Origin of the sequence: Flagellimonas nanhaiensis, assembly GCF_003382275.1 — a bacterium.
Classification (GTDB): domain Bacteria; phylum Bacteroidota; class Bacteroidia; order Flavobacteriales; family Flavobacteriaceae; genus Flagellimonas; species Flagellimonas nanhaiensis.
In genome coordinates this window covers 1579693-1596829 of sequence record NZ_QTJX01000001.1, presented here as the reverse complement: position 1 = coordinate 1596829, position 17137 = coordinate 1579693, and the positions used below count along the sequence as shown (strand labels likewise).

Annotated in this window: 14 protein-coding genes; 12 read left to right on the top strand and 2 right to left on the bottom strand. The window is 40.1% G+C overall.

Annotated features, from left to right (window positions below):
* The first annotated feature begins 48 nt into the window (after nucleotides 1-48).
* The 7 genes from DX873_RS07360 to acs all read left to right on the top strand — a co-directional run bounded on the left by DX873_RS07360 (nucleotide 49) and on the right by acs (nucleotide 8548).
* Nucleotides 49-1278, top strand: a complete 1230-nt coding sequence (locus DX873_RS07360) for a hypothetical protein (RefSeq protein ID WP_116183734.1) — start codon at nucleotides 49-51, stop codon at nucleotides 1276-1278.
* 12 nt (nucleotides 1279-1290) lie between these two features.
* Nucleotides 1291-1554, top strand: a complete 264-nt coding sequence (locus DX873_RS07355; protein ID WP_116183733.1) for a DUF4212 domain-containing protein — start codon at nucleotides 1291-1293, stop codon at nucleotides 1552-1554.
* A gap of 21 nt (nucleotides 1555-1575) precedes the next feature.
* Nucleotides 1576-3288 carry a sodium:solute symporter family protein gene (locus DX873_RS07350; RefSeq protein WP_116183732.1) on the top strand — a complete coding sequence of 571 codons (1713 nt, stop codon included), beginning with the start codon at nucleotides 1576-1578 and terminating at the stop codon, nucleotides 3286-3288.
* Between the two features lie 87 nt (nucleotides 3289-3375).
* Nucleotides 3376-3570, top strand: a complete 195-nt coding sequence (locus DX873_RS07345; RefSeq protein WP_116183844.1) for a hypothetical protein — start codon at nucleotides 3376-3378, stop codon at nucleotides 3568-3570.
* A complete protein-coding gene (locus DX873_RS07340; protein ID WP_116183731.1) occupies nucleotides 3563-6250 on the top strand; it encodes a sensor histidine kinase in 2688 nt (895 codons plus the stop codon). The genes DX873_RS07345 and DX873_RS07340 overlap by 8 nt, the downstream gene beginning before the upstream one ends.
* Nucleotides 6247-6609 carry a response regulator transcription factor gene (locus DX873_RS07335; protein ID WP_116183730.1) on the top strand — a complete coding sequence of 121 codons (363 nt, stop codon included), beginning with the start codon at nucleotides 6247-6249 and terminating at the stop codon, nucleotides 6607-6609. Before DX873_RS07340 ends, DX873_RS07335 begins: the two co-directional genes overlap by 4 nt.
* Before the next feature lie 31 nt (nucleotides 6610-6640).
* The gene (acs, locus tag DX873_RS07330) at nucleotides 6641-8548 is read left to right on the top strand and encodes an acetate--CoA ligase (RefSeq protein ID WP_116183729.1); all 1908 of its coding nucleotides are present in this window, start codon (nucleotides 6641-6643) and stop codon (nucleotides 8546-8548) included.
* A gap of 4 nt (nucleotides 8549-8552) precedes the next feature.
* Here acs and DX873_RS07325 read toward each other — a convergent pair whose 3' ends face one another.
* Nucleotides 8553-9212, bottom strand: coding sequence for a 3'-5' exonuclease (locus DX873_RS07325; RefSeq protein ID WP_116183728.1), 660 nt, complete (start codon nucleotides 9210-9212; stop codon nucleotides 8553-8555).
* A gap of 2 nt (nucleotides 9213-9214) precedes the next feature.
* Nucleotides 9215-11134, bottom strand: coding sequence for a DUF294 nucleotidyltransferase-like domain-containing protein (locus DX873_RS07320; RefSeq protein ID WP_116183727.1), 1920 nt, complete (start codon nucleotides 11132-11134; stop codon nucleotides 9215-9217).
* Nucleotides 11135-11262: 128 nt separating this feature from the next.
* Here DX873_RS07320 and DX873_RS07315 point away from each other — a divergent pair, with 128 nt between their 5' ends.
* The 5 genes from DX873_RS07315 to DX873_RS07295 all read left to right on the top strand — a co-directional run bounded on the left by DX873_RS07315 (nucleotide 11263) and on the right by DX873_RS07295 (nucleotide 17075).
* On the top strand, nucleotides 11263-13035 hold the full coding sequence (locus DX873_RS07315; RefSeq protein WP_116183726.1) for a MutS-related protein: 1773 nt from the start codon (nucleotides 11263-11265) through the stop codon (nucleotides 13033-13035).
* Between the two features lie 44 nt (nucleotides 13036-13079).
* Nucleotides 13080-14240 (top strand): helix-turn-helix domain-containing protein, encoded by a 1161-nt coding sequence (locus DX873_RS07310; RefSeq protein WP_116183725.1) that lies wholly within the window; start codon nucleotides 13080-13082, stop codon nucleotides 14238-14240.
* 122 nt (nucleotides 14241-14362) lie between these two features.
* Complete coding sequence (locus DX873_RS07305) at nucleotides 14363-15547, top strand: acyltransferase family protein (protein WP_116183724.1); 1185 nt, start codon at nucleotides 14363-14365, stop codon at nucleotides 15545-15547.
* 23 nt (nucleotides 15548-15570) lie between these two features.
* The gene (locus DX873_RS07300) at nucleotides 15571-16290 is read left to right on the top strand and encodes a DUF6090 family protein (protein WP_116183723.1); all 720 of its coding nucleotides are present in this window, start codon (nucleotides 15571-15573) and stop codon (nucleotides 16288-16290) included.
* A 221-nt stretch (nucleotides 16291-16511) separates the two neighbouring features.
* Nucleotides 16512-17075, top strand: coding sequence for a lipid-binding SYLF domain-containing protein (locus tag DX873_RS07295; RefSeq protein ID WP_116183722.1), 564 nt, complete (start codon nucleotides 16512-16514; stop codon nucleotides 17073-17075).
* Nucleotides 17076-17137 lie beyond the last annotated feature (62 nt).

The window sequence follows — 17137 nt, the reverse complement described above, 5'->3', positions numbered from 1 at the left end:
AAAATTTAGATGTTCGTGGTGCTTGAATAAACTACTAACATCTAGAAAATGAAAAAGATAACCTTACTTTCAGTTCTGATTTTGTTCGCCGGGAACTTGGCTTTTTCGCAAGGAAATACTGAATACACGGGCGGATACAAAATAAAGTTCAATGAAGATGGCTCCAAATATCTACGCATTATTGCCTGGGGACAATTTTGGGCACAGTACAATGACAATGTTCCTGATGATGCTAGCGAACTTAACTTTAGTGTTCGTAGAGCCAGGGTTTTGACCTTTACCCAACTGAACAAGAATTTCTTGATTCTTACCCATTTTGGACTTAACTCACTTAATGGTAATAATCTCAGTCCAACAGGTAAAGGGGAGTCTTCACAACTGTTCTTTCATGATTTTTGGGGCGAATGGAAATTGGGAAAAGATATTTCCGCTGGCGCTGGATTGCATTATTGGAACGGTATTTCTCGATTAAACAATGCGAGTACCCTCAACTTCATGACTTTGGACAATAACCGTCAGGCGTGGGCTGTTTTGGGGTTAACGGACCAATTCGCACGTCATGTTGGCGTATATGTGAAAGGAAAATTGGGTAAACTTCAGTACCGACTTGCCCTAAACGAAGCTTTGGCAAGCAATCTCCAGGATGGAGTGGTACCCACACCTAATGGGGCTGCAGTCTATCAAGGAAGAAACTTATTGGGTTCTGGAGATGCTGGAAAGCTTTTTCAAGGATACCTTGACTATAACTTTTTAGATCAGGAGTCCAACTTTTTACCTTATAAGGTTGGAACTTATTTGGGAAGTAAAAAAGTATTCAACATAGGTGCTGGTTTCTTAACGCATGCCAATGGCTCGGTTGTAGCCGATGCTGGTGGAAATCTGGAAGGAGAAGATGTAAATATTTTTGCGGTTGATGCTTTCTACGATGCTCCTCTTGGCGAAGATGGCTCAGCCATTACTGCTTACCTTATGTATCAAAGTAACGACTATGGGCGCAACTTTACCTTGGGCACTACCTATGAATCTGGAAGCATGGTCTATGGTCATGTGGGATATTTGATTCCAGGTCCAGCAGACAAGGCTCGTTTTCAGCCCTATATCTCGTATCAAAACAGGTCTATTGATGCCATAGACGACAATGCCAACCGTCTGGGACTTGGCGCTAATCTGTTCTTAACGGGACACCACTCTAAACTAAGTGTGGAATACAGTAACTTTAAGTATGGTAGCAACGATAATGTGGGAACGTTAACCTTGCAAGCCATGATTTATCTATAAAAACCAACAAATATGTCAGAAAAACAAAAAAAGGCAACAGCCTACTGGAAAGAGAATTTGCGGTATCTGGTGATTCTCTTAACAATATGGTTCTTGGTTTCCTACGGAGCGGGAATCTTATTCAAAGACGCATTGAACTCCATCCGAATAGGTGGTTTTAAATTGGGATTTTGGTTTGCACAGCAGGGATCCATCTATGTATTTGTAGTATTGATTTTTGTATATGTCCGCTTAATGAACAAGTTGGATAAAAAATATGGCTACGACGTCGATTAACTAACTTAAAAAAACAAGATTATGAGCGTTCAACTTTGGACATATATATTGGTAGGGATAACATTTGCCCTTTATATTGGAATAGCAATCTGGTCTCGGGCAGGTTCCACAAAAGAATTTTATGTTGCAGGAGGGGGAGTGTCTCCTCTGGCCAATGGTATGGCCACTGCAGCAGATTGGATGTCGGCGGCTTCTTTTATCTCCATGGCCGGTATCATTGCCTTCGCAGGTTATGATGGGGCAGTATATTTAATGGGCTGGACCGGTGGTTATGTGCTTTTGGCATTGCTTTTGGCACCTTATCTAAGAAAGTTTGGAAAGTATACCGTACCGGATTTTATCGGAGAAAGATATTACTCAAAAACAGCCCGGATCGTGGCAGTGGTTTGCGCATTGATCGTATCCTTTACCTATGTTGCTGGACAGATGAGAGGTGTTGGAATCGTATTTTCAAGATTCTTGGAAGTAGATATCAATACCGGAGTGGTCATAGGAATGGTAATTGTTTTGTTCTATGCAGTTTTGGGAGGTATGAAGGGTATTACCTATACCCAAGTAGCCCAATATTGTGTGTTGATATTTGCATTCATGGTTCCTGCAATTTTTATTTCCATCCAAATGACTGGAAATCCAGTTCCACAATTGGGAATGGGTGGAACCTTAACTGATGGTTCTGGAGCTTATTTGCTGGACAAATTGGATGGCCTCACTACCGAATTGGGTTTTGCCGAGTACACCAATGGCTCTAAAAGACTTATTGATGTATTTGCCATTACCTTGGCCCTTATGGTCGGTACCGCAGGACTTCCGCATGTTATCGTACGCTTTTTTACGGTTAAGAGAGTAAAAGATGCACGTAAATCTGCTGGCTTGGCATTGTTGTTCATTGCCATTCTGTATACCACTGCACCCGCTGTGGCAGTTTTTGCCAGAACCAATATGATCGAGACCGTAAGCGATAAAGATTACTCTGGTATGCCTGAGTGGTTCAAGAATTGGGAAACTACTGGTTTGATAAAGTTTGATGATAAGAATTCGGACGGGAAGATTCAGTACGTGGCCGATGCAGCTACAAATGAATTGACCGTTGATAGGGATATCATGGTACTTGCAAACCCTGAAATAGCAAATCTTCCTGCATGGGTAATTGCTCTGGTTGCTGCAGGTGGTTTGGCGGCGGCTCTTTCAACTGCAGCTGGTCTACTTTTGGTGATTTCATCTTCAGTATCTCATGACTTGATCAAGAACGTTTTCAACCCGGAACTTTCCGAAAAAGGTGAGTTATGGGCGGCTAGAGCCTCTGCTGTTGGAGCAGTTATTATAGCTGGATACTTCGGAATCAACCCACCAGGTTTTGTGGCGGCGGTGGTAGCCTTGGCCTTTGGTCTGGCAGCAGCCTCGTTCTTCCCGGCAATTATTTTGGGCATCTTCTATAAGAAGATGAACAGCAAAGGTGCCATAACGGGAATGATTGTAGGTATTTCACTGATGCTGTTCTATATGCTGAAGTTCAAGTTTGGAATCTTCGATGGAGGAAAAGCCGCAGTAGCAGGATTGAAAGAAAGCTGGTGGTTCGGAATTTCCCCGGAAGGCTTTGGAACCATAGCAATGGTAGTGAATTTCGCTGTGTCCTTGGTGGTCAACAAATTTACAGAGGAACCACCTGAAGAAGTTCAGGAAATAGTTGAAAACATTAGAATTCCCAGCGGAGCTGGGGAGGCATCGGCACATTGATTTCATTTGGTTGGTTACTAAAGACGGTGCTGGTATAATAACCCGCACCGTTTTTGTAATTTTAATTAGAAGAACCTAATCATGAACATGAAGAAAAGACATCAACAAAAACTGATTCTACTGGCAGCGGTACTTTTCTTTCTATGGAATGTCCCGTTTGTTGCTCTTTTTGATAAAGAGCTTCATGTCTTGGGATTTCCATTGTTTTATGCATTCATTTTTCTGTGTTGGTTGGGAGGCATAATAATTTCCTACATAATCCTTAAAAAGTTCTATGAGTAACTATTTGCTCATATTGATCATAGTTGGCTATTTGGGCTTCTTGTTCCTGATCGCTTTTTTTGCTGAAAAGAACGGTAAGAGCAAGTGGGTCAATAACCCATACGTCTATGTACTTTCCTTGGCAGTTTATTGTACCGCTTGGACCTATTATGGCAGTGTAGGGATTGCATCACAATCGGGAATCAGTTTTTTGGGTATTTATCTGGGACCCGTCATAGCTCTTCCTCTTTGGATAATTCTTATGAGAAAGATTATCCGTATTTCCAAACAACAAAAAATCTCCAGCATTGCAGATTTCATTTCCTTACGATATGGGAACAGTAGGTTTTTGGGGGCCTTGGTGACCTTTACCTGTTTATTGGCCATTATACCCTATATATCATTACAGCTGAAAGCGGTTTCCGAAACTTTTGAAATTATTACGGAAGACCAAGGTTATGCATCTTCCAGCATATTGAGTGACACCACTTTTTATATAGCCATTCTAATTGCGGTTTTTGTTGCATTCTTTGGGACATTATCTACGGATGCCTCCCTTCGGAAAAAGGGAATAATTGCAACGGTAAGTATAGAATCAATCCTAAAATTGTTCTTCTTTTTGATTGTTGGTATCTATGTGACTTTTTACCTTTTTGATGGTACGGAGGACCTGTACATCAAAGCTTCCTCCGCTTCCAACTTTAAGACGTTGAGCTCTTTTGGAGGTATAGAAAACGGATTCAATTGGTTATTTACCATCTGCTTATCGTTTTTTGCCATTTTTTTGTTGCCTCGACAATTTCACGTAGCTGTAGTGGAAAATGAAGAAGAAGGACACCTTAAAAAAGCTGTTTGGCTATTTCCTCTCTACCTTTTGCTGTTCAACCTTCTTGTCATTTTCATAGCATGGGCAGGAAACATTAGTTTACCCAGCTCGGTGAATCATGACTATTATACATTGCTCTTGCCTCTTCAGGAGGGAAATATTTTTTTAGCGACCTTGGTATTTATAGGTGGATTTTCCGCAGTTATATCCATGATCGTGGTATCTACATTGGCTTTGTCCACCATGGTCAGTAACAACATAATAATTCCCTACGGTTTTTTGAAGAAAATGATTCAGGGCAATCCAGAGGAAAATTCAAAGAACATTAAGAACATAAGAAGATTGGCCATTTTCACATTGACAATAGTGGCTTACTTTTTTTACATCATATTTTCGGCACAGCTGTCCTTATATTCCATTGGTCTCATCGCATTTGTGATTATAGCACAATTGGCCCCCTCATTCTTTTTTGGACTTTTTTGGAGAAGAGGTACAGCACAAGCTTCTATTTTGGGAATAGTAGTTGGGCTCGTGGTGGTCTGTTATACCCTCATCCTACCCATTGTGGTCAACACCGTTGATGCGGATAGTACCATTATGACATCAGGACTGTTTGACAAAGATTGGCTAAGACCTTCACAGCTGTTCGGTGTGGATTACCTTACCCCTGAAAACAATGCATTTTTGTGGAGTTTGAGCCTGAACACCCTTTGTTTTGTGGGCTTTTCGGTAAGCCACAAGGGAAACTACAGAGAGAGGAACTATGCTGAAATGTTCGTGAACTATGAAAACTATGAGAATTTGCAGGAGGGTGCCTTTGTTTGGAAAGGAGAAGCCTATGTAGCGGATATCAAAAGATTGCTCTACCGGTTTTTGGGCAAGCAGAAAACAGATAGGGCCCTTAAAATTTTTAATAGGAAACATAACATCGCCGAAACGGAGGAAAAAGCAGACTCACGGTTGATAAATTTTTCAGAAAAACTATTGACCGGTAGTATTGGGAGTGCATCGGCCAAAATATTGTTGTCCTCCGTATCCAAAGAAAAGCCAATTAGCTTGGTTGAGGTTTTGAACATTTTGGAAGAGACAAAAAAGACCAAGGCCAATAACAAACTTCTGATAGAAAAATCCGAGGAATTGTCTACAATGGCAGAGCAGCTAAAAAATGTCAACGTAGAGCTTAGGGAACAGGATAAACAAAAAGATGAATTTTTGGACACAGTGGCACATGAACTTAAGACACCCATTACATCAATCAAGGCTGCTTCGGAGGTATTGGTTGATGAGGATATGCCACAGGAGCTACGAAGGCAATTTCTTGAAAATATTAATAGAGACACGGACAGATTGGCAGCGTTGATACACAATATCCTTGACTTGGAAAAACTGTCGAGCGACAGGGCGGAGCTGAACATGAAGAGTCAAAAAATCAACAAAACCATAGAAAAGGCAATCAATGGAATTTCCCAAATAGCAGCTCGCAAAGGGGTTGAAGTAAGTTTTTCCCAACAAAAGAACATCAAGGGAGTTTACGATGAGGACCGTATTCTACAAGTATTGACCAATCTACTCTCCAACGCACTGAAATTTACCAAAGAAGATAAGGGCAAAATAGATATAAAAACTGCCGAGGATAATGGGTTTGTTTCCATTTCAGTGGAAGATAACGGAAGGGGAATCCCAAAAGAAGAACACAGTTACATTTTTGAGAAATTTTATCAATCAAAAAATCAGAATATCAAAAAGCCACAGGGAAGTGGTTTCGGATTGGCAATTTGCAAGCGAATTGTAGAGAGTCACAATGGAAAAATATGGGTGGACACTTCCTATGATAATGGTGCCCGTTTGATATTCACAATACCTAAATCAGAATGAAGAAAAAAATATTGATAGTGGACGATGAGCCCAATATTGTAATGTCATTGGAATATGCTTTCAAAAAAAAGGACTTTGAGGTATTCATTGCCCGTGATGGTACAGAAGCCCTTGAAATTGCGGAAAAACAATTCCCAGATGTTGTTCTGTTGGATATTATGATGCCTCAAATGGATGGTTATGCCACGCTTCAAAAAATAAAGGAGAACAAGGACATGCAAGACACAAAAGTTGTTTTCCTGTCTGCAAAGAACAAACCTGCCGATGTTCAAAAAGGACTGGATTTGGGCGCGGATATGTACATGACCAAACCATTTTCAATAAAAAAGATAGTGACGGAAATATCAAACTTGATGTAAAAAGAATTCAAATTAACTAAATAAAAACACCATGAGTAATTATCACATAAAACACTTAGAAGAGTATTTTCAGGTATATCGAAAATCCATAAGAAACCCAGAAAGCTTTTGGGACGAAGTAGCCGAAGAACATTTTGTCTGGAGGAAAAAATGGGACAAAGTTTTGGATTGGGATTTTTCAAAACCTGAGATCAAGTGGTTTGAAGGCGCAAAATTGAACATCACCGAAAACTGTATCGATAGACATCTGCATATTCGTGGTGACAAAACGGCCATACTTTTTGAACCCAATGACCCAAAAGAAGAGGCTCAACATATAACCTATAAGGAATTGCATGAAAAAGTATGCAAGTTTGCCAACGTGTTGAAGGATAAGGGCATTAAAAAAGGAGATAGGGTGGTTATCTATTTGCCCATGATTCCGGAGTTGGCTATTTCTCTTTTGGCATGCGCACGCATTGGGGCAGTACATTCGGTTGTTTTTGCAGGATTCTCATCTACAGCATTATCCACTAGAATCAATGATTGTGGAGCTAAAATGGTTTTGACTTCCGATGGATCTTTCAGAGGATCTAAAACCATCGACCTAAAAGGAATTGTGGATGAAGCCCTTACCCAATGTGATTCTGTTGAAAGCGTTTTGGTGGCAAAACGTACCAAAACAGAGGTTACCATGGAAGAAGGACGTGATTTTTGGTTGGAACCGTTGTTGGAAAAGGCTTACGCAGATTGCGAACCTGAAGTCATGGACGCTGAAGACCCCTTGTTCATTCTATATACATCTGGGTCCACAGGTCGCCCTAAAGGAATGGTACATTCAACTGCAGGGTATATGGTTTACACTGCCTATACATTTAAAAATGTATTCCAATACCGAGAGGATGACGTATACTGGTGTACAGCGGATATTGGATGGATAACCGGGCATTCCTACATTGTATATGGACCTTTGGCCAATGGTGCCACCACGGTAATGTTTGAAGGAGTTCCCTCTTATCCAGATTTTGGACGGTTTTGGGAGATTGTCCAAAAGCACAAAATTACCCAGTTTTACACTGCCCCAACGGCAATTAGGGCCTTGGCTAAAGAAAACCTGGATTTTGTTACAGAATATGACCTGTCCAGCCTCAAGATTTTAGGTACTGTGGGTGAACCCATTAATGAGGAAGCATGGCACTGGTACAATGATCATGTAGGTGAAAAGAAATGTCCAATTGTGGATACTTGGTGGCAGACAGAAACGGGAGGCGTACTTATTTCGCCCATACCATTTTCAACTCCCACCAAACCCACCTATGCCACCCTTCCCATGCCTGGGGTACAACCTGCATTGATGGATGAGAATGGCAATGAAATCAAGGGAAATCAAGTAGATGGAAGACTCTGCATCAAATTTCCCTGGCCATCCATAGCAAGAACTATTTGGGGAGATCACAAACGATATAAGGAAACCTATTTTTCTGCTTTCGATGGTAAATATTTTACCGGAGACGGTGCCCTTCGGGACGAAGTGGGATATTATCGTATTACAGGTAGGGTAGATGATGTTATCATAGTTTCCGGACATAATTTGGGTACGGCCCCAATCGAAGATGCCATAAATGAGCACCAGGCCGTGGCTGAATCTGCAATTGTAGGCTTCCCACACGACATCAAAGGAAATGCGCTTTATGGCTATGTTATTTTGAAAGAAACCGGAGAGTCCAGGAATAGGGAAAATTTGAAGAAGGAAATCAATCAAGTAATTACCGAACACATCGGACCAATTGCTAAACTTGACAAAATACAATTTGTTCCAGGGCTACCTAAGACTCGGAGCGGTAAGATCATGAGACGTATCCTTAGAAAAATTGCGTCGAAAGATACTTCCAATTTGGGCGACACCTCTACTTTGCTCAACCCAGAAGTGGTTGAAAAAATTATGGAAGAGTCGCTTTAAGCTATTACCAAAAAGGCCAAAACCTGTCTTTCTTCAATAAATTGTTAAGAGAGGCAGGTTTTAGTTTGCTTATAATATGAAGAAAAGCAACGGCTGTTATATAGGCGTCCCCAAGAGCAGTGTGCCTATCTCCTTTGGGCACATTGAATTCATGGGCCAGATGATCTAGGGAGAAATGTCCACCTAAATTTTCTCTATCCCTACGGCTTAAAGTTTTGGAATACAGTGTTGAGGTATCCAGGGATTTATTCATTAATTTGGGAAGTCCATTTCTTTTTAGGGCATTATTGATCATGGTAACATCAAATTTGGCGTGATGGGCAACAATGATAGCACCTTTAAGCATTTTAAGCAGCTTTTGGAGGGCTTCCAGCTCAGTTAATTGACCTTCAGAATCCTTTTTGAGAATCCCATGTATTTTGGCACTTTCAGATGAATATCGTTCTTGCTGAACAAAAACTTCTATGGCTTCATTGGCCTTTATGGCACTATTTTTAATAGTAAGTGCCCCAATGCTTAAAATACGGTCTTTTTTAATATCCAACCCCGTAGTTTCAGTATCCAGTACTACAAAAATGTTGTCCTCCAGTTGTGATGGGAGATTGGTCTTCAATGAAGCTTCGTAGCTTAGCCAAAAATCTGGATATGTTTTTGCCTTTCCCATTGCTATCGAAGTCTATGGGTCATAAAACGAACAGAGATCAGTTGTTGAATTTCCTTTACGGTTTTGAATGTTCGTTTAAGCTTCATTTTTTCCTCTTTGTTCAAGCTTTGCAATGAAATATACCTTCCAGAATCATTATGGGTCAAGCCTTGTCGTGTTCTGAACTTTAAAAGCGCTTTACTTGCGTAGGAACATGCCAGATAAAGCTCTTCGTTAGTCGGTTCCAATTGGGCCAATTTTTCATAGCGTTCCCAAGTATTGCTGATTCCGGTTATGTTGTGCGAAAGAATCAAAACTCTGGCAGCATCCACCAAGGGCATCATTGCTCGCCGTTTTAAATCAAAGGTATCCTTGTGTTCACCATCCTGTTCCACCAAAAATTGACGAAAAAAGCCAGTAGGAGAGGGGTTTTGCAAAGCACTGGTTGCTAAATGGGACAAGAAAATAGGGTATTTTTCAACGGTATCAAAGATATATGCAGATAGTTGTTCCACTAGCGCTTTATCACCATAGGTATGGTTATAATCAAAGAAGATGGTACAGAGCAATACTTCTTCTGGTCCGGGATTCATGATCCACTTAGCAGTCATTTGTTCAAACTCACTAAGACTTTTGCACCACTTGGGATTACTGGCCATCATATCTGCCGGACAATATTCATAACCTATAAGGTTAAGTCCTTGGGTAATATGTTTGGAAAGCTTCAGGAAATAATCTCGGGTAGTCTCAAGTTCGGATTCCTCAACATTGTTGAACAAGAGGGCATTATCCTGGTCGGTGTGCAACATTTGTTCACTTCTTCCTTGGCTTCCCATAGCTAACCAGGCAAAAGAAACCGGAGGTTCCTTCTCCATTTTTTGTAATGACAGCCCGATTACCTGTTTGATACAGGCATCGTTGAGTTCAGAAATGATTTTAGAAGTGAGGGACATGGGAATGTTTTGATCTAGATACCCCATTAAAAGGTTCATTACACCTTTTCTGATGGGTTTTATCTCATCAACCGATTTTGTTCTTTTTATGGCCTTGACCAATACAGCCGGATTGTTGCCGAGAGATAACATGATGTCATGCTTGGAAAGAATGCCCAAAGCTTTGGTGTTCACCGTGCCGTCCTCAGTGAGTACCAAATGACTGATATTGCTCTTCATCATGGCCATTTGTGCCTGGGTTAGAGTTAGTTTGGTAGGGTAGGTAATAACTGGTGACGACATTATTTGTTCCGCATTGACATCAATGCCAAAATTTCCAGTGGCAATTTTGTTTCTGAGGTCTTTGTCAGTAATAATCCCCACAGGAAGTCCCTCGTTTTCAATGAGCATGGCACCAATACCTTTCTGCGTCATTAAACGGGCAATATCCTTGACACTAGTTTCCATAGTAACGCTAGCTATATTATCCGAGTATTCAACGGGCTGTACATCCAATAACCGGGAACCTGAATTGTTGGGATTGAACTTGGCCGTGTCACCGAGCAATTGTCCTTTGTGCGTTGTAGAGTAGGGGTTTCTTGTATTTGAAGCAAAGCTTTCCACCAAATAGTTCCCAATGCTACCATTTTCCTTGGCATAAGGCTTAAAGAGTGAAATGGGTATGGCATAGAGCATACTTTCCTCCTGGGCCTTGGCGTCTAATCTATAGGTGTCGTTGGCTATAATGGGCCTAAGGCCAAAAATGTCCCCTTCATCACAGATATCGATGACCACATTTTCATCTTCCTTCCATAGCGCTATGGCACCCTTGTGAACCACATAAAAGAAATCGTGGGGCTGTTCACCGTTCTTAAAAACAATACTGCCCTTAGTTTTGTATAGAATGGTGATTTCCGTTGACAGGTCGAAGAGTTCCTCTAGGGATAAATAGGAGAATGGTGGGAATTTTTTGAGGAAATCGGCTATCCGTTCTGAAATACTATTTTTCATAACTCAAATTTAACGGTAATCATGCTTGGATGTATGGTTTAAAAAGTACCCTGTTCAGAATATTGAGCTTATATTAGCTTTTGGTTCTAATTATTGCAATTTTCTGCGCGTAACACCATTACCTACCTATGCATGATCCGGTTTTAGTTTACCAAAAACGCCTTAAAGAGTTCAATGAATTGATTCAGAAAGGCAACAGAACGCTTAAACTGATAGGTTCTTTGCGTTTATTGGTATTTCTGCTTACCGTGGTGTTAACCTATTTATTTTTTGAAAATACCCCTATGATATTGGTCATTCTAGGGGTAGGTGTAACAACTTTCGTTTTCTTGGTTAAGGTTTATCTTTCCCACAAGTCTTCCCATTTGCTGAATAAAGAAATATACGCCATCAATGAAGAGGAACTTCAAATTTTAAAAGGAGACTATCTAGATCGACCTGAAGGTCTGGAATATGAGGAAGCCAATCATTTCTATAGTTCGGATATCGATTTGTTTGGCAGGGGCTCTTTCTTTCAGTATGCCAATAGAACTGGACTTAAAGAAGGGCGAAAATATCTGGCCGATCTACTTTCTTCCAACAATATTCAAGACATCCCAAAACGTCAAGAAGCCATCAGAGAATTGGCAGGTAAGACAGCTTGGCGCCAGAACTTTACGGCGCTTGCCCGCATGGTGAAAAGTGAAACCCCCACTAAAAGTATCGTTGCATGGTTGAAAGGATTTAAACCGTTTATGGCTTCATATTTTAAATGGATTGTTCCACTTTTTGGTTTGGTATCAATTTTATTGTTGGCGGCCGCTATTTTGAGTTTTATTAGCTCGCAACTTCCTTTTTATTGGTTTTTGACTGGGTTGGCGATTACCGCAACGCACTTAAAAAAGGTGAATAATTTGAGTGCAAAGACCAATAGGATCAAAAAAGATATGCAACAATACGTCCTGTTGTTGGCAGCAATTGAAAATGAAACGGTACACGCTGAACTTCTAAAGAAGGAAAAGGAAGGGATTATAGCAGAACAAACGAAGGCGTCTGAAAAGTTTAAAAAATTTTCAAGGGCTCTGGACGCTTTGGACAACCGGAACAATCTACTTGTGGCAGTCATTGGAAACGGTTTCTTTTTATGGGACCTCTACTGCACCCTTCGAATAGAGCAATGGATTTTGGAACATGGCAAAGAGGTGGAACAGTGGTTTGATACCCTGGCATTTTTTGATGCCTTTAATTCGCTAGGGACGTTTGCATTTAATCACCCCAAAAACACCTATCCAGAGATTGTAGGGAACACTTCTAAACAAATAGAGGCCAAATCCCTGGGGCATCCCCTAATTTTTGGCGAAAAGAGAATCTGTAGCGATGTTCTATTGGAAAAAGAAGACTTCTTTATAATTACTGGGGCAAATATGGCGGGAAAAAGCACTTTTTTAAGAACGGTATCCCTGTTTATGGTAATGGCCAACTCCGGATTGCCGGTTTGTGCAGTGCAAAGCAAGTACAGTCCCATTAAACTCATCACCAGTATGAGGACGATAGATTCACTAACGGAGAACAGCTCTTATTTCTTTGCTGAACTGTCCCGCTTACAGTTTATCATGGACCAACTTAAAGAAGATACCTATCTGGTTGTACTAGACGAAATATTGAAAGGCACCAATAGTGTTGATAAAGCTTCGGGATCAAAGGAATTGATAAAGAAACTGAGCAAAATGGGAGTTACAGGAATCATTGCCACGCACGATTTAAGTCTTTGTGAGCTTTCCAAAACTCAAGACAAGGTGAAGAACCATTTTTTTGAAACTCAGATTGTTGATGATGAACTGCATTTTGATTATCTCCTAAAGGAGGGTATCTGCAAAAACATGAACGCTTCATTTCTACTGCGCAAAATGGATATTGTTTAAATCATCGTTATATCACCGTAGACAAATAATGTTTACATTTAGGTATGATGGAAGAAATACCCATTAGGACCAACCTTATTTCCCAAATACTGATTCTTGGGGTGTTTTTGGGCATTTATCTTTCCTATTTCCTCATAAAAAAATCACTAAAGACAAAATCTCCCAATTTTTTTATGGGATTGCTCTTGCTGATTTTGTCTTTGATTATGTTAGAGGGATGGCTGAATTATACCAGTTACATCTTTAGAGTCCTGTTCCTGACAAATTTTTCTGAGCCCTTGAATTTTGCAATTGCCCCGGTTATTTATTTGTTCATGTCGTCTCAATTAGGTGATAAAAGAACTAGGATGGATTGGTTGCACTTTATTCCCTTTGTGCTTTGGTTGGGCTATTGTATGTTCTTTTTTGGACAACCGGATGTTTTCAAGTATAATGACAACCTTGTTGCCATGAATTTGGGTATACCCTCTGTAAAAACTACCCAACCCTATGTAGGCGATCCTTTGAGCATCCGAAACTATGTAAACCTTGCTACCATTATCCACATTGTCGTTTACAATATCATTCTAACACGAAGATTGCTTCTTGCAGTCCGTAAAAATGGAGAAACCGTGTTCAATACCAAGGACAAAAAGTTACGTTCCATAAGAAACTCCTTTTACCACTTTTTAATAGTTACCCTAATCCTGGTTTTTGTAAAGGCCAATTACATAAGTGATGTTGGGGACTATTTGATTTTTCTGTACATGACTTTTATGATTTTCTTGACTTCACATGATATCATGAATACCTCTTCGTACTATAAAAGGGCATCTTCTTTTTTGGAGGGTCCGGTGCTGAAGTACAAAAAATCGTCTTTGGCAGATGAAGACAAATCAGCAATTTTGGAAGCCATTTTTAACCAGATGAAAAATGAGAAGTATTTCATGAGCAGCACAGCTTCGCTATCTGGTTTGGCAAAATCGATTAACGAAAGTTCCCACCACGTTTCGCAGGTGATCAACGAAAAATTGGGGCTATCATTTTTTGAACTTTTGGCCACCTACCGCGTGGAAGAGGCCAAGGAAATATTGAACTCGGAAATGGGAAAGAAACTGACCATTGAAGAGATTGCCGAGCGGGTTGGCTACAATTCAAAATCGGCATTTAATACGGCATTTAAGAAGATAACCTCGCACACTCCTTCCAGCTTCAGGGATTTGTAATCATCTGATTATCAGTAATATTTAGTGTTTCCCTATAAACTCGAACACCGTACTTATCGGGAGATTCGTTCAATGGCTGTTTGGGTCAATACATTTGGCTAAAACTGAAAAAACAAACAGCGATGAACTCTCAAAAATCAATTAAAAAGGACAGAAAATATTTTATTGACTGGTTAAGAATTGCACTGATTATTAGTGTATTCTTTTTTCATGTTGGGATGATCTTTAGGACGGAACAATGGCATGTTAATAGTACCGAAACTTTTGAGTTCCTGGAGCCTATCATGTGGTGGCTACATTTATGGAGAATGCCTTTGTTATTTCTTGTGTCTGGCGTGGGGACCTTTTATGCCATAGGACACAGAACCTCATGGCAATATGTAAAGGAACGTCTGAGAAGGCTATATATTCCTTTTACGGTTGGGTTCTTTACACTTGTGCCGCTTATGGTATTTGTGGAGCGTATAGATCAATATGGTACCCTATGGAATTTTATTCCCCATATGTTTGATGGTGGTCCGTACCCAGCAGGAAATATCTCTTGGCACCATCTATGGTTTATTTTATACCTACTTCTAATATCCTTGTTGATTGCTCCATTCTTAAACTATACCAAAAGTGGACACTATAACATGCTCAGGGGAAAGCTGATCAACATTACCTCAAAAACATTGGGACTTAACTGGTTTTTGCCCGTCCTCATATTGTCACAGGTCATTTTAAGGCAATATTTTCCAAATAGTACGCATGCTTTGGCCAATGACTGGGCCTACTTTGTGTATTATATGCTGTTCTTCTTAAGTGGGTTCATGCTGTTTACCAGTGATAAGATCATCAATGCTCTAGTTGAACAGCGTCGCCTGTATTTATATCAGACCATTTTATTTACCATACTTACGCTAACCTCCATGTACTTGGTGAATGACGAACTTTTTCGCCACTATGGTTATATGGTGTTTAGTATATCGGTAGCATGGTCTTGCGGATTGACCATGCTTGGGTACTTCAAAAAGTATTTTAGCAAGGACAATAAATATAGAAGTATCCTAAATGAGGCCATTTACCCATTTTACATTCTGCACCAGCCCGCCTTGATATTTATTGGCTATGTGGTTTTGCAATGGGACATATCTTATGGCTTACAGGCTATATTGATCACGGTTTTTTCTTTGATTGCAATTATTGCAACCTACCTGATCATTAAGAGATATAATGTTCTGAGGATTGCATTTGGACTTAAAAAAAAGCCAGAACCAAAGGTTCTTATTGAGGGCCAAACCACGCCGTCACCGGTGTTTGACAAGTAATTTCACCTTAAAATCCATTCATTATGACCCTGTTTCGAAAAATACGTAAAGACCTTATTAAAAAGGGGCAGTTAAAAAGATATTTCTTGTATGCCATCGGAGAAATCCTTTTGGTCATGATCGGTATCAGTCTAGCTTTTCAATTGGATAATTGGAATGAAGACCGAGTGAAGAAAAATACTGAAATCAGCTATTATAAAAACATCCAAGATCAAATAGTAGAAGATAGAGGGTTGATTGTTGGTCTGGTCAATTTCAACAAAACCTATATGGAACAATTTGAATATGCTGCCAAGATTGTAGGGATGAATGACCGAACAAAAATGGATACACTAGGCATAATTGTAAGCAACCTAACGCAATATTCCGATTTTGACCGTCAAGGAAATATTTATGAGACCATGGTGAACAGTGGTGAGGTCAAAATCTTGCGAAATCATGACATTGTGAATGGATTACGGTTGTTGGAAGAAAAGTATCTATACATCAATAGAATGGAGAATATTCATTATGATGCCATGATGAACTACGTTATTCCGGCAGTAAATCCCAATTTAAAACTTGCCAAAGCCCAAATTATGAAACCGGATGCACTGTACACCTATGAATTTCAAAACCTGGTCTTGTCGCTGATACAAATCATGACCGAAAAGGACAAGGTCTATAATGAAGCACTGGACATTATTGAATCGGTAACGGGATTGATTGAAAAAGAAGAGACCAACGAAAATCAATTTTTGTAGTAAGTAAAACAATGTGTGCAAAAAAAAGACATACTACAACTTCATACACACAGTTCGTTCTTGGATTTGGATGGAGTAGGGGAAAACCTTCAGCTGCAAAAAGTAAAGCAGTTTATGTAGCTCCAAGGGCCATAGACCGAATAAAATAAAGTTAGAGCGGCATTTTATAATTAGAGTTTATTTATCAATCATAACAATTAAAATCACAAAAAGTAAACAACATGAAAAAATTACAAATTAAAAAGACGGAAATGGCCATAACATTAATGGCTTTGTTATTATCCTTTGCGGTAAGAGCACAGGTAGATGGGTGGAATCCCAGACTTGAAACTGAGGCCGAGTGGGCCATGAGTTCCATTTTGAGAAACGAACCTAAGTTGGAAACCTTTAAAGAAGAGGCGTATGGCTATGCAATCTTTCCCAAAGTAACCAAAGCGGCAATTGGAGTAGGCGGAGCTGCCGGAAACGGCATCGTTTATGAGCAAGAAGTGGCTGTTGGAAAAGCACATTTAAAACAGGCTACGGTGGGAATCCAGTTTGGGGGACAACAGTATGTAGAAGTCATCTTTTTTGAGGACAAGGAGACATTTGAAAAGTTCACCAATGGAAAATTGAAGTTTAATGCACAGGCTTCGGCTGTGGCATTAAAATCTGGAGCCTCCGTTGATGCAGCCTATCAAGATGGGGTAGCGGTGTTTACCATGACCAAAGGCGGGGTAATGTACGAAGCTTCTTTAGGCGGGCAACACTTTAAATATAGACCTAAAGTAGAGTCAGGCTCGTAAAATAATGGGTTTTATTCCCAAAAGTTCACAAAGAATCCGTTAGCATAACAAAGCCCTTGAAT

Excerpts from the sequence above, each read along its gene's own strand:
- DX873_RS07360 (WP_116183734.1), top strand. The coding sequence starts at position 49 with ATGAAAAAGATAACCTTACTTTCAGTTCTGATTTTGTTCGCCGGGAAC.
- DX873_RS07355 (WP_116183733.1), top strand. The coding sequence starts at position 1,291 with ATGTCAGAAAAACAAAAAAAGGCAACAGCCTACTGGAAAGAGAATTTG.
- DX873_RS07350 (WP_116183732.1), top strand. The coding sequence starts at position 1,576 with ATGAGCGTTCAACTTTGGACATATATATTGGTAGGGATAACATTTGCC.
- DX873_RS07345 (WP_116183844.1), top strand. The coding sequence starts at position 3,376 with ATGAAGAAAAGACATCAACAAAAACTGATTCTACTGGCAGCGGTACTT.
- DX873_RS07340 (WP_116183731.1), top strand. The coding sequence starts at position 3,563 with ATGAGTAACTATTTGCTCATATTGATCATAGTTGGCTATTTGGGCTTC.
- DX873_RS07335 (WP_116183730.1), top strand. The coding sequence starts at position 6,247 with ATGAAGAAAAAAATATTGATAGTGGACGATGAGCCCAATATTGTAATG.
- acs (WP_116183729.1), top strand. The coding sequence starts at position 6,641 with ATGAGTAATTATCACATAAAACACTTAGAAGAGTATTTTCAGGTATAT.
- DX873_RS07325 (WP_116183728.1), bottom strand. The coding sequence starts at position 9,212 with ATGGGAAAGGCAAAAACATATCCAGATTTTTGGCTAAGCTACGAAGCT.
- DX873_RS07320 (WP_116183727.1), bottom strand. The coding sequence starts at position 11,134 with ATGAAAAATAGTATTTCAGAACGGATAGCCGATTTCCTCAAAAAATTC.
- DX873_RS07315 (WP_116183726.1), top strand. The coding sequence starts at position 11,263 with ATGCATGATCCGGTTTTAGTTTACCAAAAACGCCTTAAAGAGTTCAAT.
- DX873_RS07310 (WP_116183725.1), top strand. The coding sequence starts at position 13,080 with ATGATGGAAGAAATACCCATTAGGACCAACCTTATTTCCCAAATACTG.
- DX873_RS07305 (WP_116183724.1), top strand. The coding sequence starts at position 14,363 with ATGAACTCTCAAAAATCAATTAAAAAGGACAGAAAATATTTTATTGAC.
- DX873_RS07300 (WP_116183723.1), top strand. The coding sequence starts at position 15,571 with ATGACCCTGTTTCGAAAAATACGTAAAGACCTTATTAAAAAGGGGCAG.
- DX873_RS07295 (WP_116183722.1), top strand. The coding sequence starts at position 16,512 with ATGAAAAAATTACAAATTAAAAAGACGGAAATGGCCATAACATTAATG.